This is a genomic window from Hoeflea sp. YIM 152468 (genome assembly GCF_029210485.1).
In the GTDB taxonomy this organism is placed as follows: domain Bacteria; phylum Pseudomonadota; class Alphaproteobacteria; order Rhizobiales; family Rhizobiaceae; genus Hoeflea.
Map to the genome: position 1 here is coordinate 162,446 of NZ_JARGET010000026.1, position 25,152 is coordinate 187,597.

The window sequence follows — 25,152 nt, forward strand, 5'->3', positions numbered from 1 at the left end:
GCAAAACGCTCTACAGATTGCGGGACAGCCCGCAGGCAACACACTCCGGCTCACAAGCTCACACCATAGCGACAACCCCAAGACACATTGCGTTGGAGAATACTCGCCGTTGGAGAGAGGGAGCTTCTGATGGAAGTGGTGACAGACGGGGGGGGTCGACAGCGGCGTTGTGATCAATTTCAATATGGCCTGGTTCAAGATCTCAGCGCCGTCTATCGGCCCATGCTGAAAGCCATGACACCGCAGTCTGAGCGTATCATCGGCTCAAGATCGGCCATTCTGGCGGTCGTGGTCCGCGTCGGCTCGAAGCGGACAGCCGCGCCGGGCTTGGGTAAGCGTCGTTAGGGGTCGTATTTTCGATATGACCACCCAGAAATTTATCCTATCGTCGTCAAGAGTCAGGGAGTTGCTGGAATATGGACGTGAAACGGAAAGACGGCGTATGGAAATCGGGCGGTGGACGTGGCCGCAGGACTCCGAAGGGACGCCAGCTTGAAGATCAGGCATGGGCAGAGGTAAAGGCGCTGCTGGGGGATGAACCACGCCGCCGCGACCTTCTGATCGAGTATCTTCACCTCATCCAGGACACCTATGGCCATCTTTCCGCTCGTCATCTGCGTGCGCTCGCTGAAGAACTGCGTACGGGAATGGCCGAGATCTGGGAGGTCGCCACGTTTTATGCGCACTTTGATCCGGTCAGGGAAAACGAAACGCCGCCGCCCGGCCTGACGATCCGGGTCTGCGACTCGCTGTCCTGCGAGATGGCTGGATCGGAAGCCCTGACGGCCGCCTTGAAAGCAGGGAACGACCCCGACAGGATTCGCGTCCTTCGCGCTCCCTGTATGGGCCGTTGCGACACGGCACCGGTGCTGGAAATCGGCCACCGGCACGTCGATCATGCAACGCCCGAAAAGGTCGAGAGCGTCGTGGCGGAGGGCAATTTCCACGCCGAAATTCCTCACTATCAGGACCTGGCCGCCTATCAGGCAACCGGCGGCTACGCCAGGCTCGCCGAATTGCGCAAATCCGGCAACTGGGAAGAAGTGCAGGAGACGGTCCTCTCTTCCGGACTGCGTGGGCTCGGTGGAGCCGGTTTTCCATCAGGCCGCAAATGGGGTTTTGTTCGCGCCAATCCCGGGCCGCGTTATCTCGCGGTCAACGGCGACGAGGGGGAGCCGGGAACGTTCAAGGACCGCTACTATCTCGAACGCACGCCCCACATGACGCTCGAAGGCATGTTGATCGCCGCCTGGGCGGTCGAGGCGGATCGCTGCTTCATTTACATGCGTGATGAATATCCGGCAGTGCTGCATATCCTGCGCAACGAGATCGCGGCACTGGAAGCGGCAGGCATCGTTGCGCCCGGGTTTATTGAGCTCCGCCGCGGCGCCGGCGCCTATATTTGCGGCGAAGAAAGCGCCATGATCGAGAGCATTGAAGGCAAACGTGGCATTCCACGCCTGCGCCCGCCCTATGTCGCCGCTGTGGGCATTTTCGACCGGCCGACACTGGTGCACAATGTCGAGACGCTGCACTGGATTGCGCGAATTTGCCGTGAAGGACCGCAAATCCTCTCTTCCATCGAGAAGAATGGCCGGAAAGGTCTCCGCTCCTACTCGGTTTCGGGTCGCGTGGCGCGCCCTGGCGTCCACCTTCTGCCTGCCGGGTCGACGATCACCGATGTCATTGATGCCTGTGGCGGAATGGCTGAGGGGCACGAATTCAAGGCCTATCAGCCGGGCGGCCCCTCCTCCGGCCTTCTGCCGGCGTCGCTCAATGATGTGCCGCTCGATTTCGATACGCTGCAGCCGCATGACAGTTTTATCGGCTCGGCTGCCGTGGTTGTTCTGTCCGACCAGGACAGCGCCAGACAGGCGGCGCTCAACATGCTGCGATTTTTCGAAAGCGAAAGCTGTGGCCAGTGTACGCCGTGCAGGGTCGGTTGCGAAAAGGCGGTAAAGCTGATGCAGGCGCCGAAATGGGACGCAGGGCTTCTCGAGGAGCTCTGCGAGGTCATGGCCGATGCCTCGATCTGCGGACTCGGACAAGCGGCGCCCAATCCGATCCGTCTGACGATGAAACATTTCCCCGAGGAGATCTGACGTGACCGAGCAAATCCGCTTCACCCTGGACGGCCAGGAAGTCTCGGCAGCACCCGGCGAGACGCTGTGGGAAGTGGCCAGGCGCCATGGCACCAACATCCCCTATCTGTGCCACAAGGACCAGACCGGCTACCGCCCTGACGGGAATTGCCGGTCCTGCGTTGTCGAGATCGAGGGCGAGCGTGTCCTGGCGGCTTCCTGTTGCCGGCAGCCATCGGACGGCCTGGTGGTCAAGACCGGCAGCGACCGTGCAAAGAAATCCCGGCAGATGGTCATGGAGCTTCTCCTCGCCGATCAGCCGGAGCAATCCAGCGCTCACGACGCTTCGGCGCATTTGTGGGCCATGGCAGCGGCCAATGATGTGCAGTCCAGCCGATTTCCCAAGCTTGAGCCCGACCATATTCCGTTGCTTGATGACAGCCATATAGCAATGCGGGTCAATCTTGATGCCTGCATCCAGTGCGGGTTGTGCGTTCGCGCCTGCCGTGACGTGCAAGTCAATGACGTGATCGGCATGGCCGGCCGGGGGCATCAGGCCTATCCGGTGTTCGACATGAATGATCCGATGAGGGAGTCGACCTGCGTCGCCTGCGGCGAATGCGTGCAGGCCTGCCCCACCGGCGCGCTGATGCCGGCAACTGTGGTCAACGAAGATCAGGTCGGCGACCGCGCCGATTTCGACAGCGAAGTCACCTCGGTGTGCCCGTTCTGCGGGGTCGGCTGTCAGGTTTCGCTGAAGGTCAAGGACGACAAGGTCAAATATGTCGAGGGCATCAACGGCCCGGCAAACGAGGGCCGGCTCTGCGTCAAGGGCCGTTTCGGTTTCGACTACATCCACCATCCCCACCGGCTGACCAAACCTCTCATCCGCCGCGACGATGCGCCGGCCAAGGGGCTGAACGTGGACCCTGCCCACTGGCAGCAATTCTTCCGCGAAGCGACCTGGGACGAAGCCCTCGACAAGGCCGCCAATGGCTGGAAGGCGTTGACCGCCAAGCATGGTGGCGAAGCGGTCGCCGGCTTCGGCTCGGCAAAATGCTCCAATGAGGAAGCCTATCTCTTCCAGAAGCTCATCCGGCAGGGCTTTGGTCACAACAATGTCGACCACTGCACCCGGCTCTGTCATGCCTCGTCGGTTGCCGCTTTGTTGGAAAATGTCGGCAGTGGCGCCGTGACGGCGAGCTTCAACGAGGTCAAACACGCCGACGTGGTCATCCTCATCGGCTGCAATCCGGTGGAAAACCATCCCGTCGCCGCGACCTATTTCAAGCAATTCACCAAGCGTGGCGGCAAGCTTATCGTCATGGATCCGCGCGGCGTCGGGCTGAGCCGGTTTGCCACCTCGATGCTGAAGTTCCGCCCCGGCGCTGACGTGTCGATGCTCAATGCGATCATGCACACCATCGTCGAAGAAGAGCTTTACGACAGGCAGTATATCGAGGCCTATACGGAAAACTGGGAGGCGCAGAAGGCGCACCTTGCCAATTTCCCGCCAGAAAAAATGGAGGCGTTCTGCGGTATTCCTGCCGTCACGCTGAGACAGGTCGCGCGCGACTTCGCCACCGCGAAATCTGCCATGATCTTCTGGGGAATGGGCGTGTCACAGCACATCCACGGAACCGACAATTCGCGGTGCCTGATCTCGCTGGCACTGATGTGCGGCCATGTCGGACGGCCGGGCACGGGTCTGCATCCGCTGCGCGGCCAAAACAATGTGCAGGGTGCCTCGGACGCCGGCCTGATACCGATGTTCCTGCCCGACTACCAGACAGTCACCGACGATGCCATCAGAGAGCATTTTTCGACATTGTGGGGTTCGGGCGACTTCTCAAACGAGAAGGGCCTCACCGTCACCGAGATCCTCGACGCGGTTCACGCCGGTCAGATCAAGGGCATGTACATTCTTGGCGAAAATCCGGCGATGTCGGATCCGGATCTCAATCATGCCCGCGCGGCACTGGCCAAGCTCGACACGCTGGTCGTGCAGGACATCTTCCTGACCGAGACCGCGAACTATGCTGACGTGATTCTGCCTGCCGCCGCTTTTTACGAAAAGAACGGCACCGTGACCAACACCAACCGGCAGGTCCAGATGGGCCGCGCCGCGGTTCCCCCTCCGGGCGAGGCGCGCGAGGATTGGGCGATCACCGTGGCGCTTGCCAACCGGCTTGGCCTCGGCTGGACCTACAGCCACCCGCGCGAGGTGTTCGCCGAGATGAAAGCGGGGATGAAGTCTCTCGATAACATCACCTGGGACCGGCTGGAGCGCGAAGGCGCCGTCACCTACCCGTCTCTTTCGCCCCAAGACCCGGGCCAGGTTATTGTCTTTGGTTCAGGCTTTCCGCGCGAAGGTGGACGGGCCAGGTTCACACCGGCCAGCATCATCGCGCCCGCGGAATTGCCGGATGCAGACTATCCGATGATCCTGACCACGGGCAGGCAGCTCGAACACTGGCATACCGGATCGATGACACGCCGCTCGGCGGTGCTCGATGCAGTTGAACCGGAAGCCAATTGCTCACTCAATCCCGCCACCTTGCGCAGGCTTGGCGTCGAGCCGGGCGGGCACGTGCGGTTGACCACGCGGCGCGGCACGATTTCGCTGATGGCCCGCGCTGACCGCGCTATCGCTGAGGACATGGTGTTTGTTCCCTTCGCCTTTGTCGAAGCGGCGGCCAATGTGCTGACCAATCCCGCGCTCGATCCTTACGGGAAGATTCCGGAGTTCAAATTCGCAGCGGTCCGGGTAGAGCAGGGGTAGACCGGCCCTCGGGATGAGGATCAAGGAACGTCATCCAATTGCTGACGTTCCTTGTCTCATCTCAACTTCGATTCCGAACCATCGGCTCATGCCTGCCGCGCTCGATTGGATTCAACTGAGCGCGGCAGGCTTTTGACCAAGCTCCAAGTCACCAAGCCCGGTTTGGCGGTCCTTCAAAGTGCCAAGGTGCTGTCACACAATTCGGAAGCAGCCGCCTGCTCGCTTTCGCCAATGCCGCCGAGAAACACGCGAATGGCGAGCTCAAGGCGGCAGTTGTAGGCATCGGGATACCGACGAGCCGGCGGAGAGATCACAAGTTTTTCGAGCACGTTCTCGTGAGCCATGTCAGCCAGCAATCGTGCCGCCGCGCCCGTGTCGCTGATGCGGATCTCACCCCGGGCAACCGAACGGTCAAGCTCCGCGCGGATCATGGCGTAGAGCGCATAGGGTCCTTCCTGCAGAAATTCATGGGCAAGGTCCGGCTGCCTTTCCGCCTCCGTGATCATGGCGCGAAGTATCGCCAGGGGCAGGAGATCGGCCCGCTCTTCGCCCGACGGCGTCAACAACAGATGCAGGCGTTCAGCCAACGGTCGCGCAAGTTCATCGCGGGTCAGTGGCCGCGTGAACATGTTTTGCATGCGCCGGATGATCGCTGCAAAAAGTGCGGTGCGACTCTCGAACACTTGATAAAGCGTGCGTTTTGACATGCCGGCCTCTTGCGCGATTGCCGCCATCGACGCACCTGCGAGCCCTTGGGCGACGATGATCCTTTCGGCTGCATCAATGATGATTGTCTCGCGTTCCGACGAATCCAGCTGACGCGGTCTGCCGGGACCACGCCGGGAAGTGCGGCACTTTGGCAACAAGTCTGATCTCCCGTTTTTGCGGTCACAGTGTTGTGCTTGGCATTGCCCTTGCGTCCGGCAAAAAAACCAATATAAAACCGCTTGGTTTCCATAATATCCGGTGCGTGCGAGTTCGCCAAGCGGGCACTCCAAATTTAACGGAGATTTTCCATGAGGTTTGCGGCTTACGCCCTCAATTCGTTCCTGTTTGTCACCCTGATGACAACCGGCACCTTTGCCCAGCAACAAGAACGCCCGCCCACGCCCGTCACTGTTGTCACGGTGAAGGCCGAGACGGTCACCGTGACCTCCACCCTTCCCGGGCGGGTCGCGGCGTCCGGTGTTGCCGAAGTCCGTCCTCAGGTAAACGGCATTATTGTCGAGCGGCTGTTCGATGAAGGTTCGGCAGTCAAGGAGGGCGATGTTCTCTATCGCATTGATCCGGCCGCCTACAGGGCGCAGGTGGTCGCGGCGGAGGCCGCGGTCAATCAGGCCCAGGTCGGCCTCGATTCAGCAAATCGCGAACTCAAGCGCATGCAGACGCTGCGCGAAAGCAATGTCACGAGCGAGCAGGCACTGGAAACCTCCATCACCACGCGGGACGCGGCAGATGCCAATTTGCAGGTTGCCAATGCACAACTGCTTGCAGCCAACATCGACCTCGATCGCACCACCATCCGCGCCCAGATCTCCGGCGTCATAGGGCTTTCGCTCACCACGCAGGGCGCGCTCGTTATTTCCGGGCAAACCAATCCGCTGGCTGTGATTCGCAAGCTCAACCCGGTCTATGTCGACGTTGCCCAGTCAGCCGCCGATCTGGTGCGCTGGAAGCGCAAGGGACCAAAGGCCGCCGGCCCGAATGTCGACACCAAGGTCAAGCTCACACTGGCCGATCGCTCCGCCTACGATCACACCGGTGAACTGACCGCAGCCGAACCGCATGTCGACGAGCAAACCGGCGTCGTCACCCTGCGCCTGACATTTCCCAACCCGGACGAAATGCTGTTGCCCGGCATGTATGTCCAGGTCGAGATGCCCCAGGGTGTGATCGAGGACGCTGTCCTCGTCCCGCAGGAAGGTGTCTCGCGTGACCGTCGCGGCAATCCGACAGCGATGGTTGTCGGCGCTGACAACATTGTCGAGCAGCGCACCCTGACAATTGTCAGCGATCGCGGTTCGGAGTGGATCGTGACAGACGGGGTGAAGGAAGGTGACAGGGTAATCGTCGAAGGACTGCAGAAGATTGCGGTCGGCGCCCCTATCGCCCCCGAAGAACGCGCCGAACAGCCGTCCAAGAACTAAACCCGCGGAGGCCGTCATGGCACGTTTCTTTATCGACCGGCCGATCTTCGCATGGGTGATTTCGATCATCATCATGGGTGCCGGCATACTCTCCATCATGACCCTGCCGATATCGCAGTATCCGCAGATCGCACCGCCGACCATATCGATCTCGGCGAACTATCCCGGCGCGTCAGCCCAGACCATTGCCAACACGGTAACCCAGGTGATTGAGCAGCGGCTGACCGGTCTCGATGGCCTGCGGTATTTTTCCTCGAGTTCAACCTCTGCCGGCACGGCCTCCATCACGCTGACGTTCGAAACCGGCGTTGATCCCGACATCGCCCAGGTTCAGGTTCAAAACAAGATTTCGCAGGCCACCTCGCTGTTGCCGGAAACGGTGCAGCGGCTGGGGGTGACGGTTCAGAAATCGTCGGCCAGCTTCCTTATGGTCATCGGGCTCATCTCGGATGACGGCAAACTCGACCAGACCGACCTGTCCGACTATCTCAACACCAGCCTTGTCGATGAATTCAGTCGTCTCGAGGGTGTTGGTGAAGTCCAGGTGTTCGGCGCCAAATATGCCATGCGCATCTGGCTCGATCCGGTCAGGCTTGCCGCCTATGGCCTCGCACCCAGCGATGTAGTGGCCGCCGTGTCAACGGAAAATGCCCAGATCTCGGCTGGTGCATTCGGTACGCTGCCATCGGTAGAAGGCCAGCAGCTCAACGCCACCATCACCGCACAATCTCTGCTGACGACGCCTGAAGACTTCGAGGGGATTGTCATCCGTGCCGCAACCGATGGCGGTCTGGTGCTTCTCAACGACGTCGCACGCGTGGAAATCGGCTCAGAAAACTATTCCACCATCGCCCGTTACAATGGCAAGGCATCAACCGGCATGGCCATCCGCCTGGCTGCTGGCGCAAATGCGCTGGCAACCGCGGAACTCGTCAAAGCCAAGATTGAGGAGGCCTCCGCCTTCTTTCCCGAGGGCGTGAGCTACGTTGTTCCCTACGACACCACCCCTTTCGTCGAAATCTCGATCGAAGAAGTGGTGAAGACGCTTGTTGAAGCCATCGTGCTGGTCTTCCTCGTCATGCTGGTGTTCTTGCAGAATTTCCGCGCCACCTTGATTCCGACGCTTGCAGTCCCGGTGGTTCTGCTCGGGACCTTCGGCATTCTTGCCGCCGCGGGCTTCTCCATCAACACTCTGACCATGCTCGGCATGGTGCTCGCCATCGGACTGTTGGTGGATGATGCCATTGTTGTGGTGGAAAACGTCGAGCGGATCATGGAAGAGGAAGGGCTCAGTCCGGTTGAGGCAACACGGAAATCGATGGGTCAGATCACCAATGCCCTGATCGGTATCGCGCTGGTGCTCTCGGCCGTCTACGTGCCGATGGCGTTTTTCGGTGGCTCAACCGGGATCATCTACCAGCAGTTTGCGATCACAATCGTTTCGGCGATGGGGCTCTCTGTTGTCGTGGCGCTGACGCTCACGCCCGCCCTCTGCGCCACGCTGCTGACACCCAAATCGGCCAACCACGTCAAACGCGGCCCGGCCGGCTGGTTCAACCGCACCTTCGACCGCATCAGCAATGGCTATGGCAGTTCCGTCGGCTGGCTCGTCCGCCGTCCGTTGCGCGTCGGCGCAATCTATCTCGCACTGGTCGGCCTCATGGCCTGGAGCTTCGTGCAGACACCGACCGGATTTCTGCCCGACGAAGACCAGGGTATTCTCCTGGCGTTGATTCAGGCGCCGACAGGTGCGACGGCCGAGCGCACGCTGGAAGTTCTTGAGCAGGTGGAGAGCCATTTCCTCGAAACCGAAAAGGACACTGTCGACAGCATGTTCGGCGTTGTCGGCTTCTCCTTCTCCGGTCAGGGCCAGAATATGGGACTCGCGTTTGTCCGTCTCAAGGACTGGTCTGAACGGCAGTCGCCCGAACAAAGCGCCCAGGCCATCGCCGGCCGTGCCTTCCCGGCCTTCATGGGCATCAAGGACGCCATGGTGTTCCCCATTGTGCCGCCATCGGTGCCCGAACTCGGCATCATGAGCGGTTTTGACTTCTATCTCGAAGCCCGTGACGGTCAGTCCCATGAGGATTTGCTTGCCGCGCGCGGACAACTGCTCGGCATGGCGGCGCAAAGTCCACTGATCGGTTCGGCGCGTCCGTCCGGCCTGGAGGATGCCGCCCAGTATCACCTCGACATCGACTGGCGTGCCGCTGGCGCGATGGGCATTTCCGCCTCCAATGTCGCGCAATTGCTGCAGGTCGCCTGGGCCGGAACCTATGTCAACGACTTTATTGACCGCGACCGCATCAAACGCGTCTATATACAGGGTGAAGCCGATGCGCGGGCGTTGCCATCCGACATGTCCAAATGGCAGGTCCGCAATGCCAGCGGCGGCCTGGTTCCCTTTGCCAACTTCGCCGAGGGCAGCTGGACCTTTGGCCCGCAGGGTCTCAACCGCTACAATGCAGTCAGCTCGATGCAGATTCAGGGAACTCCCGCACCGGGCGTGACCACCGGTGAAGCCATGGCGGAAATCGAGCGGCTGGCCTCGCAACTGCCCGGCTACGGCGTATCCTGGACCGGCCTGTCGCTGGAAGAGCGTGAATCCGGCAATCAGGCGCCGCTGCTCTATGCCTTGTCGCTTGCGGCCGTCTTTCTCTGCCTGGCAGCTCTGTATGAAAGCTGGTCAATCCCGTTTTCTGTCATGCTGGTCATGCCGGTTGGTGTCCTGGGTGCGCTTTTGTGGACCCTGTTCGGAGGTTACCAGAATGGTGTTTTCTTCCAGGTGGGGCTGCTGACCGTCGTTGGCCTGACCGGCAAGAACGCCATCCTGATCGTGGAGTTTGCCCGCGAGCGTTTCGAATCGGGGGAACCTCTGTTCGAAGCGGTGCGCACAGCGGCGCGCCAGCGCTTTCGGCCGATCATCATGACGTCCATGGCTTTCTCTCTTGGCGTCTTGCCATTGGTCATTTCCACGGGCGCCGGGTCAGGCGGCCGCAACGCCATCGGCACCAGCGTGCTGGGCGGAACGATCTCGGGCACGGTTCTCGGCATTCTCTTCGTGCCGTTGTTCTTTGTCCTGGTGACCCGGCGCCGCAAGACAAGCCCGTGACGATCCAGCCACCGCCACTGCACACCATAAATGATGTGGTGTGCAGTGGCCCATTCTTCGCATAAGAGCCGCGATCAGCCTAAGACATGCGCGTCACCCGGAACCGGTTTGATGCGACGCGTTTTAGTGTTTCCTGGCTGGCCGCACCCTGACGCAGAGCCTGGGCTTGCCCGGAAGCTCGATACCGAACGCCGCGTCCGCCTTGCCTCCGACCGTGCGCTCGGCATGCTTGATCGCGACCGGAACCGGAGCAGGAACCCGTTTGGCCGGCGTGATCGTCATGTCCCAGGTATCGATCACATCGACCTCCCAGTCGCCATCCTCAACGGGCAGCCCGAGTGACCAGATGATGGGACGATGTTCGGCAAAATAGATATAGGTAACATCGCCATCACGCGCTGCACCCAGGCTGGGCCAGGCCTGCAGCCCGTCGATTTCCTCGAACGGGGTCAGGCCGTGGCTCACATCCTCTTCGACGATCTTGCGCAGGAAGGCGATGCGCTCGGCGCTCTGGCCGCGCAGCTCGCCGCCCTTGGCCCACCACAGCAGGTCCTGCGGGTGGCTGTAGGTTTCGCCGTGCCCGGCATAGCCGCCCTTCATCACCGTCATCCAGAACCGGTCGACCATGGTTTCGGCGGTGATGCTGCCCCAGCACTGGATGATATCGCCCTCGTAATGCATCTCGTCATTGACGACAGGCTTGCCGAAATCTGCGCGCCACTGGGCTGTCCGCACCGTCTGGAAATGCTGGATCGACACATGATCAACCCACGGCTTTCGGTGGTTGTAGAGTTTTGCCGGATTGCCCTGATGGATCGACTTGGGATGACGCAGCGGATCGCCCTCCTCGATGATCGAGAAGAACCGGTCCCAGCGCTCCATCGGCTTGACGTCGAGCATGAAATCATACTCGTTTGCCAGCGACCACCAGACATTGCGGTAGGCCGCGATCCGCGCCACCAGATAGCGCAGGTAGCGATAGTCCTGCTCTTCGCTCCACTTGCAATGTCCCCAGCGGTCATAGGGGTGGAAGATGATGACATCGGCCTCGATCCCCATCTCGCCCAGTCTGGCAATCTGGTTTTCAAAGTGCCGGAAAGCCTCGAAATTCGGCTTGTCCGGATCGTATTTGCCATCGCCATCCAGTTCATAGACGTGGTGCAGCGGCTCGTTCTGATTGTAGGGATAATGCTTGGGAAAGACGCACATCCGCATCTTGTTGAAGGCACCGCATTGCAAGGATTTGAACGTCAACTCCTGCTGTTCCAGCGGCTGGTGCGTCCAGGCGTAGCAGGTGGTGGTGAAGGGCTTGAATGGGGTGGCATCGGCATAGCCGAAGTGGAACCGGTTCTGCACGCTGACCGGGCCATGCACGCCGTCGCGTGGTCCCGTGACATCAAAACTGGCGGTCTGGCCATCCAGTGCCACTGTCGTCGATTCGGTGCGCAAGGTCCATGTGCCCGGCTGATCCGGGCAGAAGCGAACCTTGAAGCTGCCATCTCCATCATAGAAGCCGGGAACCCGGATCTGCCGGTTGTCTTGCGAGAACACGCCCCAGAATTCCGTATCGAGATAGGGGTTGCCGGAAACATCGGCCTTGATCTCGTGCTCGATCAGATCCCATTGAGCGGTGGTTGATGCAGTCATAAATCTTATCCCTCGTGTTTGGTGGAGCCGGTCTCAAGCCGCGCTTCGGTTTTTGCGTCAAAGAAGTGCGCCGCCGGGGTGGCGAACGACAGCCGGATTTCATCGCCGGGATTGATGTCCAGCCTGGCGCCGAGAACGCAGGTAATTTCCTGTCCGGCGAGTTCCACCAGCACATGGGTCTCAGTGCCCGTCGGCTCGATCACCTTGACCGTGGCCGCTGTGCCATTTTCCGGATCCGGCGAAATGTCCTGCGGGCGGACCCCCAGCACGACGTCGCTGTCACCGGCAGCCGGCGGCCGGCGCGCCAGCGCCACGCGTTCGCCATTGCCCAGCACCAGCGCTGCACTGCCGTCCGCGGCAAGTCTGCCAGTCAGGAAGTTCATGGCGGGAGACCCGAGAAAGCCGGCGACAAACATGTTCTTCGGATTGTCGAACAGGTCCATCGGCGTGCCGATCTGTTCGACCTTGCCCGACCGCAAAACAACGATGCGGTCTGCCATCGTCATCGCTTCGACCTGGTCATGGGTGACGTAAACGATGGTCGAGCCCAATCGCTGGTGCAATGCCTTGATTTCGGCGCGCATCTTGACCCGCAGATTGGCGTCCAGATTGGACAGCGGCTCGTCGAACAGAAACACCTCTGGATCTCGCACGATGGCGCGGCCCATCGCCACCCGCTGGCGCTGGCCGCCGGAAAGCTGTGACGGTTTGCGATCCAGAAGCGGCGTCAGCCCCAGGATCTCCGCCGATTCCTTGATCTTGGCCTCGATCTCAGGCTTTGGCATCTTGCTGAGTTCAAGCGAGAAACCAAGGTTCTGGGCCACCGTCATTTGCGGGTAAAGCGCATAGTTCTGGAACACCATGGCGATGTTCCGCTCTTTGGGAGAAAGCGCGTTGACCACCCTGCCGCCGATGGAAATCGTGCCTGAAGTCACATCCTCGAGCCCGGCGATCATCCGCAAAAGCGTGGATTTTCCGCAGCCCGAAGGCCCGACCAGGATGATGAACTCGCCATCCTTGAAACCCATGGAAACCCCGTGCACCACGGGAAAAGCTCCGAAACTCTTTCTCAGATCCGCGATTTCTACTGTTGCCATGTCGCAAGCCTTCTCGGTCGTCTCAGGTGGTTTTGCATGGATCAGCCCTTCACCGCGCCGGAGGTCAGGCCGCTGACGAAGTAGCGCTGGAAGATCAGGTAAACGATCGTCGCCGGCAGGACGGTCATCACGATGGCCGCATTCAACTGCCCGTAATTGTTGGAGAACTGCCCCTGGTAGGACATCAGGCCCAGCGGCAGGTTCCACATGTTCTTGTCCTGCAGCAGCACCAGCGCCATGGCGAATTCATTCCAGGTCGCCACGAAATCAAGGATCAGCAGAGCCGACAGCACCGGCAGCGAAACCGGAAGGAAAATGCGCCGGAAGATGGTGAAGTGGCTCGCCCCGTCAATCAGCGCGGCTTCGGTCAGCTCTTTCGGCACCGCCCGGAAAAAGCCGTGCAGGATGAACACCTGATAAGGCACGCCGAAGGCCAGGTAAGGCAGGATGATGCCGGGATAGGTGTCGATCAGACCCATCGAATTGACCAGCGTGAACAACGGCGCCAGCATCACCTGGAACGGGATCATGGCCCCGAACAGCACAAACACCAGCAGCAGCTTGTTCCAGCCCGTAGGAATTTGCGCCAGCGCGTAAGCCGCCATCGCCGAGATCAGCAGACCGAGCGGCACCTTGATCACGGTGATCACCGAACTGTTGACGAAGGTCTGGTTGAAGTTGCCCTTGGCCCAGGCGACGCTGAAATTGCTCCACTGAAAGTCCGAGGGCAAGGCAAAGGCGGCGGAACTGAAGATTTCGCTTTCGGATTTCAGCGACGTGAACAGGATAAACACCACCGGCGCCAGCCATATCAGCGCCACCAGCACCAGCGATATCCAGAGCCCGATCAGAACCGGATCGCGCCGCTTTCTGGGGATCACCGACGAAGACATGCCATCCATCATCGGGCCTCCTCCTCGCGGCGCTGCGACCAGCGCATATACGGCACGACAATCACCAGGGTGATCGCAAGAAGGACAACCGATACGGCCGAGCCCCGGCCGTAATCGAAGATCTGCATCGATTGGGTAAAGGCCCAGAGCGCCAGCATCTGCGTCGATTGGGCGGGGCCGCCGCCGGTCATGCCGTAAACAATATCAAAGGCCTTGAGCGAAGAGATTGTCGACAGGACGAGAACGATGGTGATCGTCGGACGCAGCGCCGGCAGGGTCACGTGCTTGAAGATCTCGCGGCGGTTTGCCCCGTCGATATGCGCCGCGTCGATCAGCGACTTGTCCACGCTTTGCAACCCGGCCAGAAACAGCACCATCGAAAAGCCGACGCTCTGCCAGACATAGGCGACAAAGATCGAATAGAGCGCGACCTCCTTGTCGCCGAGCCAGTCCACAATCCAGCGTGATAGGCCCATATCGGTGAGCATCTGTGTGAACAGGCCGAAGAACGGGTCATACATCCAGCGCCACATGGTCGCCACGGCGATGGGTGCGATGATGACCGGCAGGTAGTAGATCGCCCGCAGCGGCGCCCGCCCGATCAGCCTCTGGTTCAGACCGAGCGCCAGCAACAGTCCGAGCAGCGGAGGAAACACCACCGACAGAATCGTCCAGATAACCGTATTGCGAAATGCGACCCAGAAAACCGGATCATTGTAGAGGATGTGATGATAATTCTGCAGACCGACCCAGTCGCGGTTTTCCCGGATGCCGTTCCAGTCCTGAAAGCTCAGAATCACCACATCGATCATCGGCCAGATGGCGAACAGGGAATAGACTGCCAGTGCCGGAGCCATCAGGACGATGGCCTGGCCGCGCGGTGTTTGAAACAGATCCATATTCGTCATGGTTCGGGCTTCCAGGACAATGCTGTCGGATGTGCGGGTGCGAAACGGGATCCGCGAGGCTGCAACGCCCCGCGAAACCCTTGTCGGAACTTACCGGTTGGCGATGAACTGGGCCATCGCGTCAGCCGCTGCCTGCGGCTCCAGATTGCCCGAGGCGAGCTCATTGATGATCCGGAAATACTCGGTCGTCACGTCCAGCGGGAATGCCTGGTCGCCATTGACGAAGGTGCCCTTGGCATTGGCGAAAACGTCCAGCCACTCCTTGTGCAGCTCCAGCGCATCGTCGCCCTGCTTGACGTTGCGGTTCACCGACAAGGCGCCGAACGCGCCTATGTGTTCGGCCTGGAATTCATCAGACGTGAACATGTCGAGGAACTGCGCCGCCAGATCAGCGTGATCCGACTTGGTCGAAATATACATATACTCAGCGAACCCGTAGAGGCGTCCGGTACCTGTCGGGAACGGGAACATCCCGTATTTGGACATTTCCGAGTTCTCGTCGATGGTCGGCACGTGCCAGTCACCTTCGAGCATCATGGCCGCACGGTCGGCGAACCACAGCGTGGTCGACTGGCGGTTGTCGATGCCCATGAAAGGCTTGAGGAAATGGTCATCGGTCCACCATTTCATTTCGGTGAACGCTTCCAGAGCACAGGGCTCGCTGGCCCAGTCACTTTCCATCGCCATCAGCGCATCATGTTTCTCGGCGCCGCAGGTGGTCTCCAGGATCACGTCCATCAGCCGCATCACGTGCCAGTTGACCGTGCCGCCGAACGTAAAGGCCGGAATCCCGGCTTCCTTGAGCTTGCCCGCAGCTTCCTTCAACTCGGCATAATTCGCCGGCTCGCCCTCGATGCCGGCCTTTTCAAACAGGCCCTTGTTGTAATAGACGACCTCGCCGGAGAACCGGAACGGGATGCCGTGCTTGCCCTCGGCAAAGCTTTCCGAGAATGCCAGCGACGGCACCGTGAGACGATCATCCCAGCCATAGCTTTCGTAATATTTCGACAGATCGGCGCTCATGCCAGCCTGGACGTACTCACCACCCAGGCCGAGTCCGGCCCAATAGGCATAGATGTCCGGCCCGGTATCCGAACCGGAAGCCACGCGCAGTGCGGTCTTGTGTTCGTCGGTGCCGCGCATGACGATCTGCACATCAACGTCCGGATTGCGTTTCTCGAATTCCGCTTCGGCAGCAGTAAGCGCCGAAACCTGTTTGTCGGACGTGTAATTGATGGTCCAGATCTTGAGGTCTTCAGCGCCGACCGCTGCGGTCGACAGCAGACTCGCGGCAAGCGAACCATACATTATCGTTTTGAGTTTCATTGTCATTCCTCCCAGATTGATTGAAGTCATTGGTTGAGCCCTGATGTCTCTTTCCAATTGATCACTTCGCATGCTTTGGTCTTGACGCGTTTCCTCCCTCACCAGTTGGCAATTGTTCCGTCTGCCAGGACGGCGTCCCTGGCCAGTATTCTTTCCTGTTTGAAGGGATGCCTTGCCGCCTCGGCCTCATCGATTTCGATGCCGATGCCCGGCGCGTCCGGAATCTGCCAGCAGCCGTCGATCAGCCTGACGGGATAGCCGGAGCAGATATCCTCGAACCACGGCACCAGACCGCTGCATTCCTCCTGGATGACGAAATTGGTCGTCGCCGCATCGAACTGAAGCGCAACGGCACTGGCCACCGGGCCCATCGGATTGTGCGGGCACAGACCGACACTGTGCGCCTCGGCAATTGCGGCGATCCGCTTGCCGCCCGAGAACCCCATGCAGTGGGCCAGATCCGGCTGCACGTAAGTCACGGCACCGTGCTCAACCAGTTCAGAAAATTGCTCCGGGTGCAGAAGCCTCTCACCGGTTGCCAGAGGGCAGTCAACCTGCCGCTGCAGATCGGCCATCCGCCGCATATTGCCGGGCTGGATCGGCTCCTCCACGAACAACGGCGCAATCGGCGCAATGACATCGATGAAGGCCTTGGCCGCGGCATTGGATTCAGGCCGGCCGTGAAAATCGGTCATCAGTGCAATGTCGTCGCCCACCCGCTCGCGGATCGCTTCAGCGAGTTTGGCGACATGACGAACGGCGGATATCGGCGCGTCGTATCCTGTATAGGGAATCATCCCGACCTTGACCGCCGAATACCCCATCTCGACGGTTTTCTGAATGTCATCGCAAACACCGGAGATATCTGCTCCATCGGCAGCCCCTGCAAGGTTTCCGCGCAACGGATGGGTGTAGACCCGGATGCGGTCGCGAACCTGCCCGCCTAACAGCTGCCAGACCGGCACACCCAGGATTTTCCCCTTGATGTCCCACAGCGCCTGCTCAATTCCCGAAGCCGCGCTCATCCCGATGGCCCCGAGTTTCCAGAAGCTGCACCGGTTCATGCGGTTGACGATATGATTGATCCGCAACGGATCCTCGTCCACAACCAGCTGCGCCAGATCATCGATGCATCCCGTCACCGCACGGGTCTTCCATTCCAGCGTCGCCTCGCCCCATCCCCAAAGGCCGGGCTGGTCGGTGACAACCTTCACAAAAATCCAGTTGCGAATATCGGCATTGACGACAACCGTCTCTATGGAGGTGATCTTCATCAGCAGACTTGCCTGACCCGGATGGCGCAATCAGCCACCGTCACCCGGACGCCATGCTGGCCCTTGCCTGAAGTCATCAAGCCAGAATTGACATGCTTTTTGCCGCACGATCTTACTGCCTCAGCCATGCCGGACACACCTCTCCCCATTGGAATTCCGCTTGAGTTGGCTTATCAGCCGAACATCGTGGAATTGCCTTACGCCTCTAGATGTGATCTAGCATACATCACACCTGGAATCTAGGTATGATGTAGAGATTTTATGCAACATGATGGTCACCGAGACCGCAGAGAGAAAAAATGAATTCTAAACATTCCAATAGGACGGCGCAGCCCGAAGTCGCGGCCTCTCTGCCGCGCGGCGCAGCCCGGGATGCTGTTGAAGAGCTGGGCCGCAGGATCGTCAATGATGTATATCCGCAGGGTCAGCCTATCCCGACGGAACCGGAGCTGGCTGAGTCATTGAGCGTAAGCCGGACCACCATTCGCGACGCCATCAAGGTTCTTTCGGGCAAGGGGATGATCCGCACCGCGAGACGATACGGAACCAAGGTTCGCCCGATCAATGAGTGGCACCTGTTCGATGCCGATGTCATTTCCTGGCACGATCCGACACACAGCCGTCTTGGCCAGATGTTTGTCGAAACCACAGAACTGCGCTGTATCTTCGAACCCGCCGCCGCTGAACTCGCCGCAGAGCGCGCCACGCCGGAGCAGATACGGATTATTCTCGATGCAGCCCACGCGCTGCTTCCGGGCGCGCTGAACACCAGCGAGCTTTACGCAGAGGACAGCCGCTTTCACTGCACCATCCTTGATGCCACCTGCAATCTGATGATGCGGCAATTGCGCCCGATGATCATCAGCATTCTGCGGATTTCCTACGAGTTCGGCGTGCAGACCGAAAACGGCGGCACCCCGTTCCGCGAGGGTCACATCCGCGTGGCCGAAGCCATTCGCGATCACGATGGAGCTTTGGCCCGGCACGAAATGGAACAGATGCTGGATGCAAACCGCCGTACGGCAAACGCCTACTGGAGCGCCCGGAAAACCGCGGACTCGGAAGGCTAAGACCCTGGAAAATCAAGAAAGATCAAGCGCAAGCCAGCATCAGCACGGCCGAACCGACCGCTGCTGATCCTTATCCATCCGCTCTACGGCATGACCATCCGGAGCCGCGCCAAACACCTCACGCCTGATGCTCATCGTTTCATCCCAGATCACCCAACTGAACAGCCCATAGATTTGTAGACGCCGCCTTCCCTGTTTTTGAGGCAAGGAGGCCAGGGCAAAGTCAATTTCCGTGACGATTTCAAGCGGGATGCTGTTCATCAGATCTTTGAGCGCGGTTATCCGGTTGCGGCGGTTTCGAGGCTGGTCGATGCAAAGCCGCCAGACAACCGACGTGGTCCTGCAGACTCTTGTCATGGCCGTGTGGAGACGAAAGCCGACGAACAAGGTGCTAATTCATTCAGACCAAGACCCTCAATTCACCAGCATCGACTGGGCATTGTTCCTGAAGCATCACAATCTGCCACACGTCCTTCTCAGCGATGCTTTGCATCGCTTGTCGCGCAACATATGAGCCGGCAAGGAAACTGCCACGACAACGCTGTCGCCGAGAGCTTCTTCAACCTGCTCAAGCGGGAGCGGATACGGCGTCGAACCTGCAAGACAGGCACCGAAGCTCGCCAGGATGTGTTTGACCACATAGAGATGCTCTACAACCCGAAGCGCAACCATGTCAGCAACGGGAATGCCGTCACCCGTCGAGTTCATACGGCAGCAGAAAATAAAACCCGAGGGTGTCTATAAAACTCGGGGCTATTCAATTCAGAGAATTGATAAATCTTCGCCTTCAAGTTTCTCCTTTTATTTCATTCACATACAGACTGTGTATTCGGCTCTAAAAGATCGCGTGAATGCTTCAATGGCACGTATTACTTGAGCGGTGCCAAGCCTTTTACGTCTTGTCGACATCGACAACCTTTTCTTCAGCATATCCACCCCAAGTGACGCCAAAGCCTCGGCGGAGGGTATTTATACCGCCCGTAATTTTAGCCCGATTAAGAGTTTGGTGAAAATGTGGCAATCGATAGCGGCGATGATTGCCGTGGCCATCCAGTCGGTTGGCACTACGTGGGACTGGCCTCTCTGGCCATTAACCGGCTCATGAGAACCGGCCATATTTTTTCAATACCATACCCTATCACAAATGGAGTTGTCACAATGACCGACATCACTCAGCAGATTGTAGGAACGGAAGAAAACAAATCGCTCGGCTATATCGCCGGTGCCCTCATGCTGGTTTGCGCACCGGCTGGTGTTATCCTGAGCTATATAGACCGTGGCAAGGCAACGCCCCTGCTCGCAGCGCACTACAGCTATCTCATTGGCACATTCTGGAAGGGTATGCTGTTTCTTACCATAAGTATTGTGCTGACCTTCGTCATCATCGGTATCTTCGCCTCCATCCTCACGTCCATCTGGTACCTGATCCGCTGCATCAAGAGCCTTGTCTATCTGCATCGTGGCGAGGCCATCGCCAAACCGTCCACCTGGCTGATCTGACCCGTGTGCAGACAGGACAAGGAAGTGCCCGCTATGACCATGACATCCGCCGGACGAACTGCAGTACTCTGCGGCATGGCCGTCCTGCTCGCGGCCTGCTCGCAGGAACCGTCGGCCACGGACATCAACAAGGCCCTGAACAGGGCGATCCGGGAGGAGCAGGCCCAGTTGAAGGGGCTGGCCGCAGGGCTGATCGGTGGCGACAATCCTTTCGGCGACCTGCTGGCGATCGAAGTAACCGATCTCGAAAAGATCGGCTGCAAGGAGAGCGGCGATAAGGCTTACGTCTGCGACGTGCGCTACACCGTCAAGGGCGGTCATTTCGGAAACTCGGGCCGGTCCATGGCAATGCCGGTCCGGATCCTCAACGCCAGCGACGGATGGATAGCTTCAACCCGCTGACCTTCCATTCAAAGACATTGCTCCACCCACTTTCGAAAGACACACCATGCGATATCTTATAACGGCGGCATTCACCGCCGGCGCGCTGCTGGGCGCGATCCCTGCCAGTGCCCAGCAGGCACAGACCCTCCATTATTCCGGCGGCTTCAGTTGCGGCAAGGACGACTACGCCACGGACTGGAACGTGCGGAAGCATGTGTCAGGCGAAGTCACCATAAAGGTCTACTACCAGCAGCATGGCCAAGGCCGGGTGAACTGGCTCGATTTAACGGAACGCAAGGCCTCCGACGGCATGCACCTGGAAGACGCCAACGGAAATCCGCGGCTCAAAGTGGCACCCGACGGCGATATGATCCGCGCGACCTGGATGAAGGGTCAACCGCAATCCGACTGCTCGATCTTTTCCGTCAGCCGTTCCGAAAGCCCCCGCGCGCGGTTCGACCGCTTGTTCACGCTTCTTGTTGCCGCCGAGCCAACCGAGGAGCTCGCGGACAGCGTAGAGCAGGCCACCCGACTCGCACCTATCATCTACGCCCTTCCGGAACTTGACCAGGACAGCTATTCGCAGCGCTACAGGCAGGCAAGTGCGGACTTCTGGATACGATATCGCAAGACACTCGCAACTCAGCTGGTCGCGCTGCCGATTTCCACCGAGGCCGAGCGCCAGGCGCTCGCGGCCCGGGTGAATGCGGCACTGTCTGACACTCTGCATGTCTCGGCAAGCGGAGATGGCTTCTCCGAGATCCTGAAGACGCTGCAGGATACGGCTGACCGGCTGGCGGACCACGGCATCGATCCGGCAGCCACCCTTGCAACCGGCAATGCGGGGCTGATCTGCCAGCGCTTTGCGAACTTGAACGTGGCGAGCATCTCCTTCGAGTTCGACAAGCTCCAGCTCGCAGTCGCCGTGCCCTTTGACTACTGGACGCGCGACATCGCCGAGAAATTCCTCGAGGATGCCCCCGACTGCAGCGCGATTGCCAAGGACTATACCCAGCGCCTGGTATCCCAGTGGGGTAAGATCCAGAATCGTCAGCAGTTCCTCGAGAAGCTGCGCACAGAGCAGGCGCGCCTGCGTGCCCTGCCGGCGACGATCGCGACGCTGGTCGAGACCAGCAATCTCCAACCCGATCCCGAGCAGGTTCGGCTTGGATACGGGCAGTCCGATTTGGCAGAGCGCTTTTTCGGAAAGCCACTGGATGCCCGCCGAAGGGAAATACTGGCCGTGGCGATGACGGACATCACGGACGGGGCTGCCTCCTATACGCTCGACAAGCCCGACACCGCCGAGCAGGTCAGCGGCATCTGTGACAAGCTCGCCTATCTGAACAATATCGAGCAGGACAGCAAGACGGAGATGCGAGAGACATGCGATGCGGCCCAGGCAACGATTGCCAAAAAGCAAACCGTAGCGGCTATGGAAAAAGTCACGATGGCCTTCGCTTCCGTGCAACCGGGCAGCGACCAGGCGACGGCGGCGCGCGCGGTCTGCGACACCCTTCCCCGGACACTCTACACAAGCGCCATGATCGTTGTCAGTCGGGCGTGCGAGGAAGAGACGCAGAAGCTGGCGAAGCTTGAAGATGATCTGCGCTGCAGCAGCGCCCTGAGTGCAACAGGGGCGCCGGCCGACTTGCTTGAGTCCAGCATCGCCGTAGCTGGCGAGAGCGGAATGTCGAAGGCTCCGCTGAAGGACCTGGTCTGCGGACTGCTAATCCGCGAAATCGACATAAGCTTCTCCAGCAGTGGCATGCTGATGTGGAAGAGCCAGGCAATGACCCTCCGCTTCCCTGCAAGCAACGAAACCTTGCAGTTCGTTCTCAAGGAGGATGACAAAATCGGCGCGGATTGGGCGCTGGCCGTGGAGGACGAGGACACGATCAGACAGCTTGAAAAGGATGGCATGTCTATCGAAATTGTCTCCGCCTGCCTCATGGGAAGGTCCGTCTGCCGCCGCTAGCCTCAACGGCGAGCAACGATCAAGGGGTGGGCCTCGCGCCCACCCTTCCCTGATGCCAATCCGCGAGAGCACACCTATGAACATTCTCAAGCTGTCCACCCTTAGCCTCTTGGCGAGCCTTTGCCTCACTTCATCTGCGCAAACTGCGGAATTCCGCTCGACCTATTCTGAAACGCTCACTTGCCCGGTAACGGAAGAAGCTGCCGACGCCTTCATTCGCGAGTGTATCGGACCGGGCAATGTTCGGGCAGTGTTGCAATATGTCGATGGATTGTTTGGGGTCTTCTACCTGCCGATGGGCGGCGACACGCCGCTGCAGCTGGCGGACATGCTGGAGATCAGCCCCAATGCCCGCCTTCCCTATGGAGCGAAGCTAGAATGGCGACAGCGGATCGGAGAACCAGCACCTTGTGTCGCGATCATCCGCGCCTATACGACCCGGGGCGAGTTTCTGGTGCTCAACGAACTTGTAACCGGAAGACGCATAGCAAAAGTCCGGACCAACCAGCAGGCCCGCACTGTTGCCGATCGGGTCTGCGGCAAGGCAGCAACATCGGTTGCTTCCGCCGAATCGAAGATCGTTCCATCGAGCAAGCCCGAAGCCCCGTCGTCAGAAAACAGCAGCTTGGCAAGCGCCGCACGGAACGGCAGAGAACGCGTCCTGCGGGTCTTCACGCAAGTCGGCATCTCCGGCGTTATAGAAGAAGTCGAGCAATGCTACAGTGACTTTGACAGGTATCCGTCGCTGGCCAAGCTAGCAGAATGCGCCGCGATCGATTTCACCGGCGCAGACGCCGACCGTCCGGTGATGGGCGGGATGCCGGACCTGCGGCAGAGCTTTTTTGCCAAAGATGGGCCGAGCGGACGAATCGCCGCTTCAATGGACAAGCTGGGTCTAGACGAGAAAGCCCGCCAGACCTTCAACGATGAGATCGAAGCGTCGATCAGCATGAGCGTCGTCGCTCCGAGGCCGACAATAAAGGAGAGCGAATCTGTCTTCGACTTCTCACAATGAGGAGCATTTTCCACCATGATCGTCGAGGTGGTAGCGATCATCACAGTGAACAAACAACACGGGCTCATTTTATCGGCATCGGGTTCGTTTGTTGCGCTCGGGCATAACGTGGTGGCAAACATCCTGCACGATGGGAACTGACCCAAACGCACATCCGTCAGCCAGCAGAAGCAAGAGCTACTATTGTCATCCTGCTGGCTGCGGCCCAGGGCCACGGCACGAAGGTGCCATGCACGGTCGCTCACGACGGAAAAACTTAGGGAATCTCGACCGGACACGACCGTCAGTGCGGGAGCGGGATGATGTATTCGGATTGAACCCTTCATACCGCTTTCATGACGACGCTGTCGCTGAACTTGCCATGACCAAGAGCCGGCTGGTGATCCTTTGACCTTAATCACGCGGCTAGAGCGTTTCATGTTTTGACAGAAGCGTATCTGGCCTTGATGAGATAATGTGCATTCGTGAGGCTCGATTGTTTCGACCAGCCTGCCGATCATCGATGGGTCGCTTTTGTGCCAGCCGCATCCGCTGTTTGAACCCCAAAAAAAGTTCTGTTCGATCGGATTGAGATCGGGTGAGTATGGCGGCAGGAACCATAGCCTCGTACCGGCGGCCTTGATGCTCTGGCGGACGGCCGCCCGCCTTGTGGCTGCCGAGATTGTCCATGACGACGATATCTCCCGGCTTTAGGGTGGGGACCAGTTGCTGCCCGACATCGGCTTGGAAGCACTGGCAATTTATCCGCCCGTAAGGACGCAGGGCGCCGTCAACCGATCATTCCTCAGCGCCCCGAGAAATGTCAGCGTGCGCCAGTGACCGTGCGGCGCAAATATGCGCAGATGTTTGCCTCTTGGCCCCTAGCCCCTGATCGGTGTCATGTTGGTCTTGGCCCAGGTCACGCCAATGAAGACGAGGGGTTCAGGGTCAAGATGAGGTTGCGTGGGCTTCCATCGCACTCTTCGGCGGGCGACATCGGCGCGCGCCTGTTCAAGCGCGAACAGTGTTTTTTCTAAAGCGCACCCCCTCCCTGCGGAGGAATTCCCAAATCATGTGGTGGGAGACGCAATGCCCCGTGATGCCAACTCGGCCTTCACGCCGTGCAGCGTCAGATGCGGATTTTTGCGTGAGCCGCTCGACAATGAAGCCACGGTGCGGATTCAAGAATGCGTTTGCGGTGGCCCCTATCTTGCCAGGGCGAACCGATCCGGTCGCGCGATAGCGCCGCGACCACTTGACCACCGAAGAGACGGCAAACGTGAAACGAGCGGCGACCGAACGGCTGCTTTCCCCGTTCAGCACCGCTGCAAAATCTCGCTCACGAAGATCATCGATAAAGGTGCGGTCATGAGATGCTCGCCTCCATCCAGCCAGCATCATTGAAGCAGAACAACACTGATTTGGGAATCCGAGCCGATTCAAAAAAGCTCGGACACACTCTGGATACCACGGTCAAATCGAACAATTTCGCGCCGAGGCCAGGTCACGCAAACGCCAAAAACGCCCTGAGGGCGTTGATATGGCTGCAGAATGTTAGGGGATTTGGTTACGGGGGCAGGATTTGAACCTGCGACCTTCAGCTTATGGTCCGCAGGACGACGAGCTGCCTCGCCAGCAAAAGCCAAGCTTTTGCGCCAGCGACATGGGTTTGGATGTTAGGGGATTTGGTTGCGGGGGCAGGATTTGAACCTGCGACCTTCAGCTTATGGTCCGCGGGACGACGAGCTGCCTCGCCAGCAAAAGCCAAGCTTTTGCGCCAGCGACATGGGTTTGGATGTTAGGGGATTTGGTTGCGGGGGCAGGATTTGAACCTGCGACCTTCAGCTTATGGTCCGCGGGACGACGAGCTGCCTCGCCAGCAAAAGCGAAGCTTTTGATCGTGTCCCGCAGCGTGGTGTAGCTGACAGGGTGGTCACCAGTGTTTTCCGGTAGGGTCGG

Annotated in this window: 19 protein-coding genes and 2 pseudogenes; 11 read left to right on the forward strand and 10 right to left on the reverse strand. The window is 59.5% G+C overall.

Annotated features, from left to right (window positions below; translation table 11 throughout):
* Positions 1-422: 422 nt before the first annotated feature.
* Both PZ897_RS14235 and fdhF read left to right on the forward strand, forming a co-directional pair.
* Positions 423-2,102 carry an NAD(P)H-dependent oxidoreductase subunit E gene (locus PZ897_RS14235; protein ID WP_275753134.1) on the forward strand — a complete coding sequence of 560 codons (1,680 nt, stop codon included), beginning with the start codon at positions 423-425 and terminating at the stop codon, positions 2,100-2,102.
* 1 nt (position 2,103) lies between these two features.
* Positions 2,104-4,863, forward strand: coding sequence for a formate dehydrogenase subunit alpha (fdhF, locus tag PZ897_RS14240; protein ID WP_275753135.1), 2,760 nt, complete (start codon positions 2,104-2,106; stop codon positions 4,861-4,863).
* Positions 4,864-5,036: 173 nt separating this feature from the next.
* Here fdhF and PZ897_RS14245 read toward each other — a convergent pair whose 3' ends face one another.
* A complete protein-coding gene (locus PZ897_RS14245) occupies positions 5,037-5,957 on the reverse strand; it encodes a TetR/AcrR family transcriptional regulator (RefSeq protein ID WP_343217462.1) in 921 nt (306 codons plus the stop codon).
* On the opposite strand from PZ897_RS14245, the gene PZ897_RS14250 reads away from it, so the two are divergent.
* The gene (locus PZ897_RS14250; RefSeq protein WP_275753136.1) at positions 5,880-7,010 is read left to right on the forward strand and encodes an efflux RND transporter periplasmic adaptor subunit; all 1,131 of its coding nucleotides are present in this window, start codon (positions 5,880-5,882) and stop codon (positions 7,008-7,010) included. The two genes, PZ897_RS14245 and PZ897_RS14250, sit on opposite strands and share 78 nt — an antisense overlap.
* Positions 7,011-7,026: 16 nt before the next feature.
* On the forward strand, positions 7,027-10,122 hold the full coding sequence (locus PZ897_RS14255) for an efflux RND transporter permease subunit (RefSeq protein WP_275753138.1): 3,096 nt from the start codon (positions 7,027-7,029) through the stop codon (positions 10,120-10,122).
* Between the two features lie 123 nt (positions 10,123-10,245).
* On the opposite strand, the gene PZ897_RS14260 is transcribed toward PZ897_RS14255, so the two are convergent.
* The 6 genes from PZ897_RS14260 to dgoD all read right to left on the reverse strand — a co-directional run bounded on the left by PZ897_RS14260 (position 10,246) and on the right by dgoD (position 17,267).
* Positions 10,246-11,769 carry a DUF5060 domain-containing protein gene (locus PZ897_RS14260; protein WP_275753139.1) on the reverse strand — a complete coding sequence of 508 codons (1,524 nt, stop codon included), beginning with the start codon at positions 11,767-11,769 and terminating at the stop codon, positions 10,246-10,248.
* A gap of 5 nt (positions 11,770-11,774) precedes the next feature.
* Positions 11,775-12,866 (reverse strand): sn-glycerol-3-phosphate ABC transporter ATP-binding protein UgpC, encoded by a 1,092-nt coding sequence (gene ugpC, locus PZ897_RS14265; RefSeq protein ID WP_275753141.1) that lies wholly within the window; start codon positions 12,864-12,866, stop codon positions 11,775-11,777.
* Between the two features lie 41 nt (positions 12,867-12,907).
* On the reverse strand, positions 12,908-13,771 hold the full coding sequence (locus PZ897_RS14270; protein WP_275753142.1) for a carbohydrate ABC transporter permease: 864 nt from the start codon (positions 13,769-13,771) through the stop codon (positions 12,908-12,910).
* Positions 13,768-14,658: a sugar ABC transporter permease gene (locus PZ897_RS14275; RefSeq protein ID WP_275753173.1), complete on the reverse strand. Its 891-nt coding sequence runs from the start codon at positions 14,656-14,658 to the stop codon at positions 13,768-13,770. The genes PZ897_RS14270 and PZ897_RS14275 overlap by 4 nt, the downstream gene beginning before the upstream one ends.
* 99 nt (positions 14,659-14,757) lie before the next feature.
* Complete coding sequence (locus PZ897_RS14280) at positions 14,758-15,993, reverse strand: extracellular solute-binding protein (protein ID WP_275753144.1); 1,236 nt, start codon at positions 15,991-15,993, stop codon at positions 14,758-14,760.
* 98 nt (positions 15,994-16,091) lie between these two features.
* Positions 16,092-17,267, reverse strand: coding sequence for a galactonate dehydratase (gene dgoD, locus PZ897_RS14285; protein ID WP_275753145.1), 1,176 nt, complete (start codon positions 17,265-17,267; stop codon positions 16,092-16,094).
* 299 nt (positions 17,268-17,566) lie between these two features.
* Here dgoD and PZ897_RS14290 point away from each other — a divergent pair, with 299 nt between their 5' ends.
* Complete coding sequence (locus PZ897_RS14290; RefSeq protein WP_275753147.1) at positions 17,567-18,337, forward strand: FCD domain-containing protein; 771 nt, start codon at positions 17,567-17,569, stop codon at positions 18,335-18,337.
* Between the two features lie 39 nt (positions 18,338-18,376).
* Here the strand turns inward: PZ897_RS14290 and PZ897_RS14295 are convergent, their stop codons facing one another.
* Complete coding sequence (locus PZ897_RS14295; protein ID WP_275753175.1) at positions 18,377-18,724, reverse strand: hypothetical protein; 348 nt, start codon at positions 18,722-18,724, stop codon at positions 18,377-18,379.
* On the opposite strand from PZ897_RS14295, the pseudogene PZ897_RS14300 reads away from it, so the two are divergent.
* The 6 genes and pseudogenes from PZ897_RS14300 to PZ897_RS14325 form a co-directional block, all read left to right on the forward strand.
* Positions 18,606-19,052: pseudogene (locus PZ897_RS14300) on the forward strand (DDE-type integrase/transposase/recombinase); the annotation flags it as partial. The gene PZ897_RS14295 and the pseudogene PZ897_RS14300 overlap by 119 nt on opposite strands.
* Before the next feature lie 443 nt (positions 19,053-19,495).
* The gene (locus PZ897_RS14305; protein ID WP_275753148.1) at positions 19,496-19,837 is read left to right on the forward strand and encodes a hypothetical protein; all 342 of its coding nucleotides are present in this window, start codon (positions 19,496-19,498) and stop codon (positions 19,835-19,837) included.
* Positions 19,838-19,870: 33 nt separating this feature from the next.
* Positions 19,871-20,239, forward strand: coding sequence for a hypothetical protein (locus PZ897_RS14310; protein ID WP_275753149.1), 369 nt, complete (start codon positions 19,871-19,873; stop codon positions 20,237-20,239).
* 46 nt (positions 20,240-20,285) lie between these two features.
* Positions 20,286-22,199, forward strand: coding sequence for a hypothetical protein (locus PZ897_RS14315; protein WP_275753150.1), 1,914 nt, complete (start codon positions 20,286-20,288; stop codon positions 22,197-22,199).
* A gap of 76 nt (positions 22,200-22,275) precedes the next feature.
* Positions 22,276-23,214 carry a hypothetical protein gene (locus tag PZ897_RS14320; protein WP_275753152.1) on the forward strand — a complete coding sequence of 313 codons (939 nt, stop codon included), beginning with the start codon at positions 22,276-22,278 and terminating at the stop codon, positions 23,212-23,214.
* Positions 23,215-23,229: 15 nt separating this feature from the next.
* Complete coding sequence (locus tag PZ897_RS14325) at positions 23,230-23,355, forward strand: hypothetical protein (protein WP_275753153.1); 126 nt, start codon at positions 23,230-23,232, stop codon at positions 23,353-23,355.
* Positions 23,356-23,629: 274 nt separating this feature from the next.
* On the opposite strand, the pseudogene PZ897_RS14330 reads toward PZ897_RS14325, so the two are convergent.
* Positions 23,630-24,591 (reverse strand): annotated as a pseudogene (locus PZ897_RS14330) (IS630 family transposase).
* Positions 24,592-24,912: 321 nt separating this feature from the next.
* A partial coding sequence (locus tag PZ897_RS14335; protein ID WP_275753155.1) for a hypothetical protein occupies positions 24,913-25,152 on the reverse strand: 240 nt, incomplete at its 5' end.

Excerpts from the sequence above, each read along its gene's own strand:
- PZ897_RS14260 (WP_275753139.1), bottom strand. The coding sequence starts at position 11,769 with ATGACTGCATCAACCACCGCTCAATGGGATCTGATCGAGCACGAGATC.
- PZ897_RS14290 (WP_275753147.1), top strand. The coding sequence starts at position 17,567 with ATGAATTCTAAACATTCCAATAGGACGGCGCAGCCCGAAGTCGCGGCC.
- dgoD (WP_275753145.1), bottom strand. The coding sequence starts at position 17,267 with ATGAAGATCACCTCCATAGAGACGGTTGTCGTCAATGCCGATATTCGC.
- PZ897_RS14270 (WP_275753142.1), bottom strand. The coding sequence starts at position 13,771 with ATGATGGATGGCATGTCTTCGTCGGTGATCCCCAGAAAGCGGCGCGAT.
- ugpC (WP_275753141.1), bottom strand. The coding sequence starts at position 12,866 with ATGGCAACAGTAGAAATCGCGGATCTGAGAAAGAGTTTCGGAGCTTTT.
- PZ897_RS14250 (WP_275753136.1), top strand. The coding sequence starts at position 5,880 with ATGAGGTTTGCGGCTTACGCCCTCAATTCGTTCCTGTTTGTCACCCTG.
- PZ897_RS14305 (WP_275753148.1), top strand. The coding sequence starts at position 19,496 with ATGACCGACATCACTCAGCAGATTGTAGGAACGGAAGAAAACAAATCG.
- PZ897_RS14280 (WP_275753144.1), bottom strand. The coding sequence starts at position 15,993 with ATGAAACTCAAAACGATAATGTATGGTTCGCTTGCCGCGAGTCTGCTG.
- PZ897_RS14315 (WP_275753150.1), top strand. The coding sequence starts at position 20,286 with ATGCGATATCTTATAACGGCGGCATTCACCGCCGGCGCGCTGCTGGGC.
- PZ897_RS14325 (WP_275753153.1), top strand. The coding sequence starts at position 23,230 with ATGATCGTCGAGGTGGTAGCGATCATCACAGTGAACAAACAACACGGG.
- PZ897_RS14255 (WP_275753138.1), top strand. The coding sequence starts at position 7,027 with ATGGCACGTTTCTTTATCGACCGGCCGATCTTCGCATGGGTGATTTCG.
- PZ897_RS14320 (WP_275753152.1), top strand. The coding sequence starts at position 22,276 with ATGAACATTCTCAAGCTGTCCACCCTTAGCCTCTTGGCGAGCCTTTGC.
- PZ897_RS14310 (WP_275753149.1), top strand. The coding sequence starts at position 19,871 with ATGACCATGACATCCGCCGGACGAACTGCAGTACTCTGCGGCATGGCC.
- PZ897_RS14275 (WP_275753173.1), bottom strand. The coding sequence starts at position 14,658 with ATGGATCTGTTTCAAACACCGCGCGGCCAGGCCATCGTCCTGATGGCT.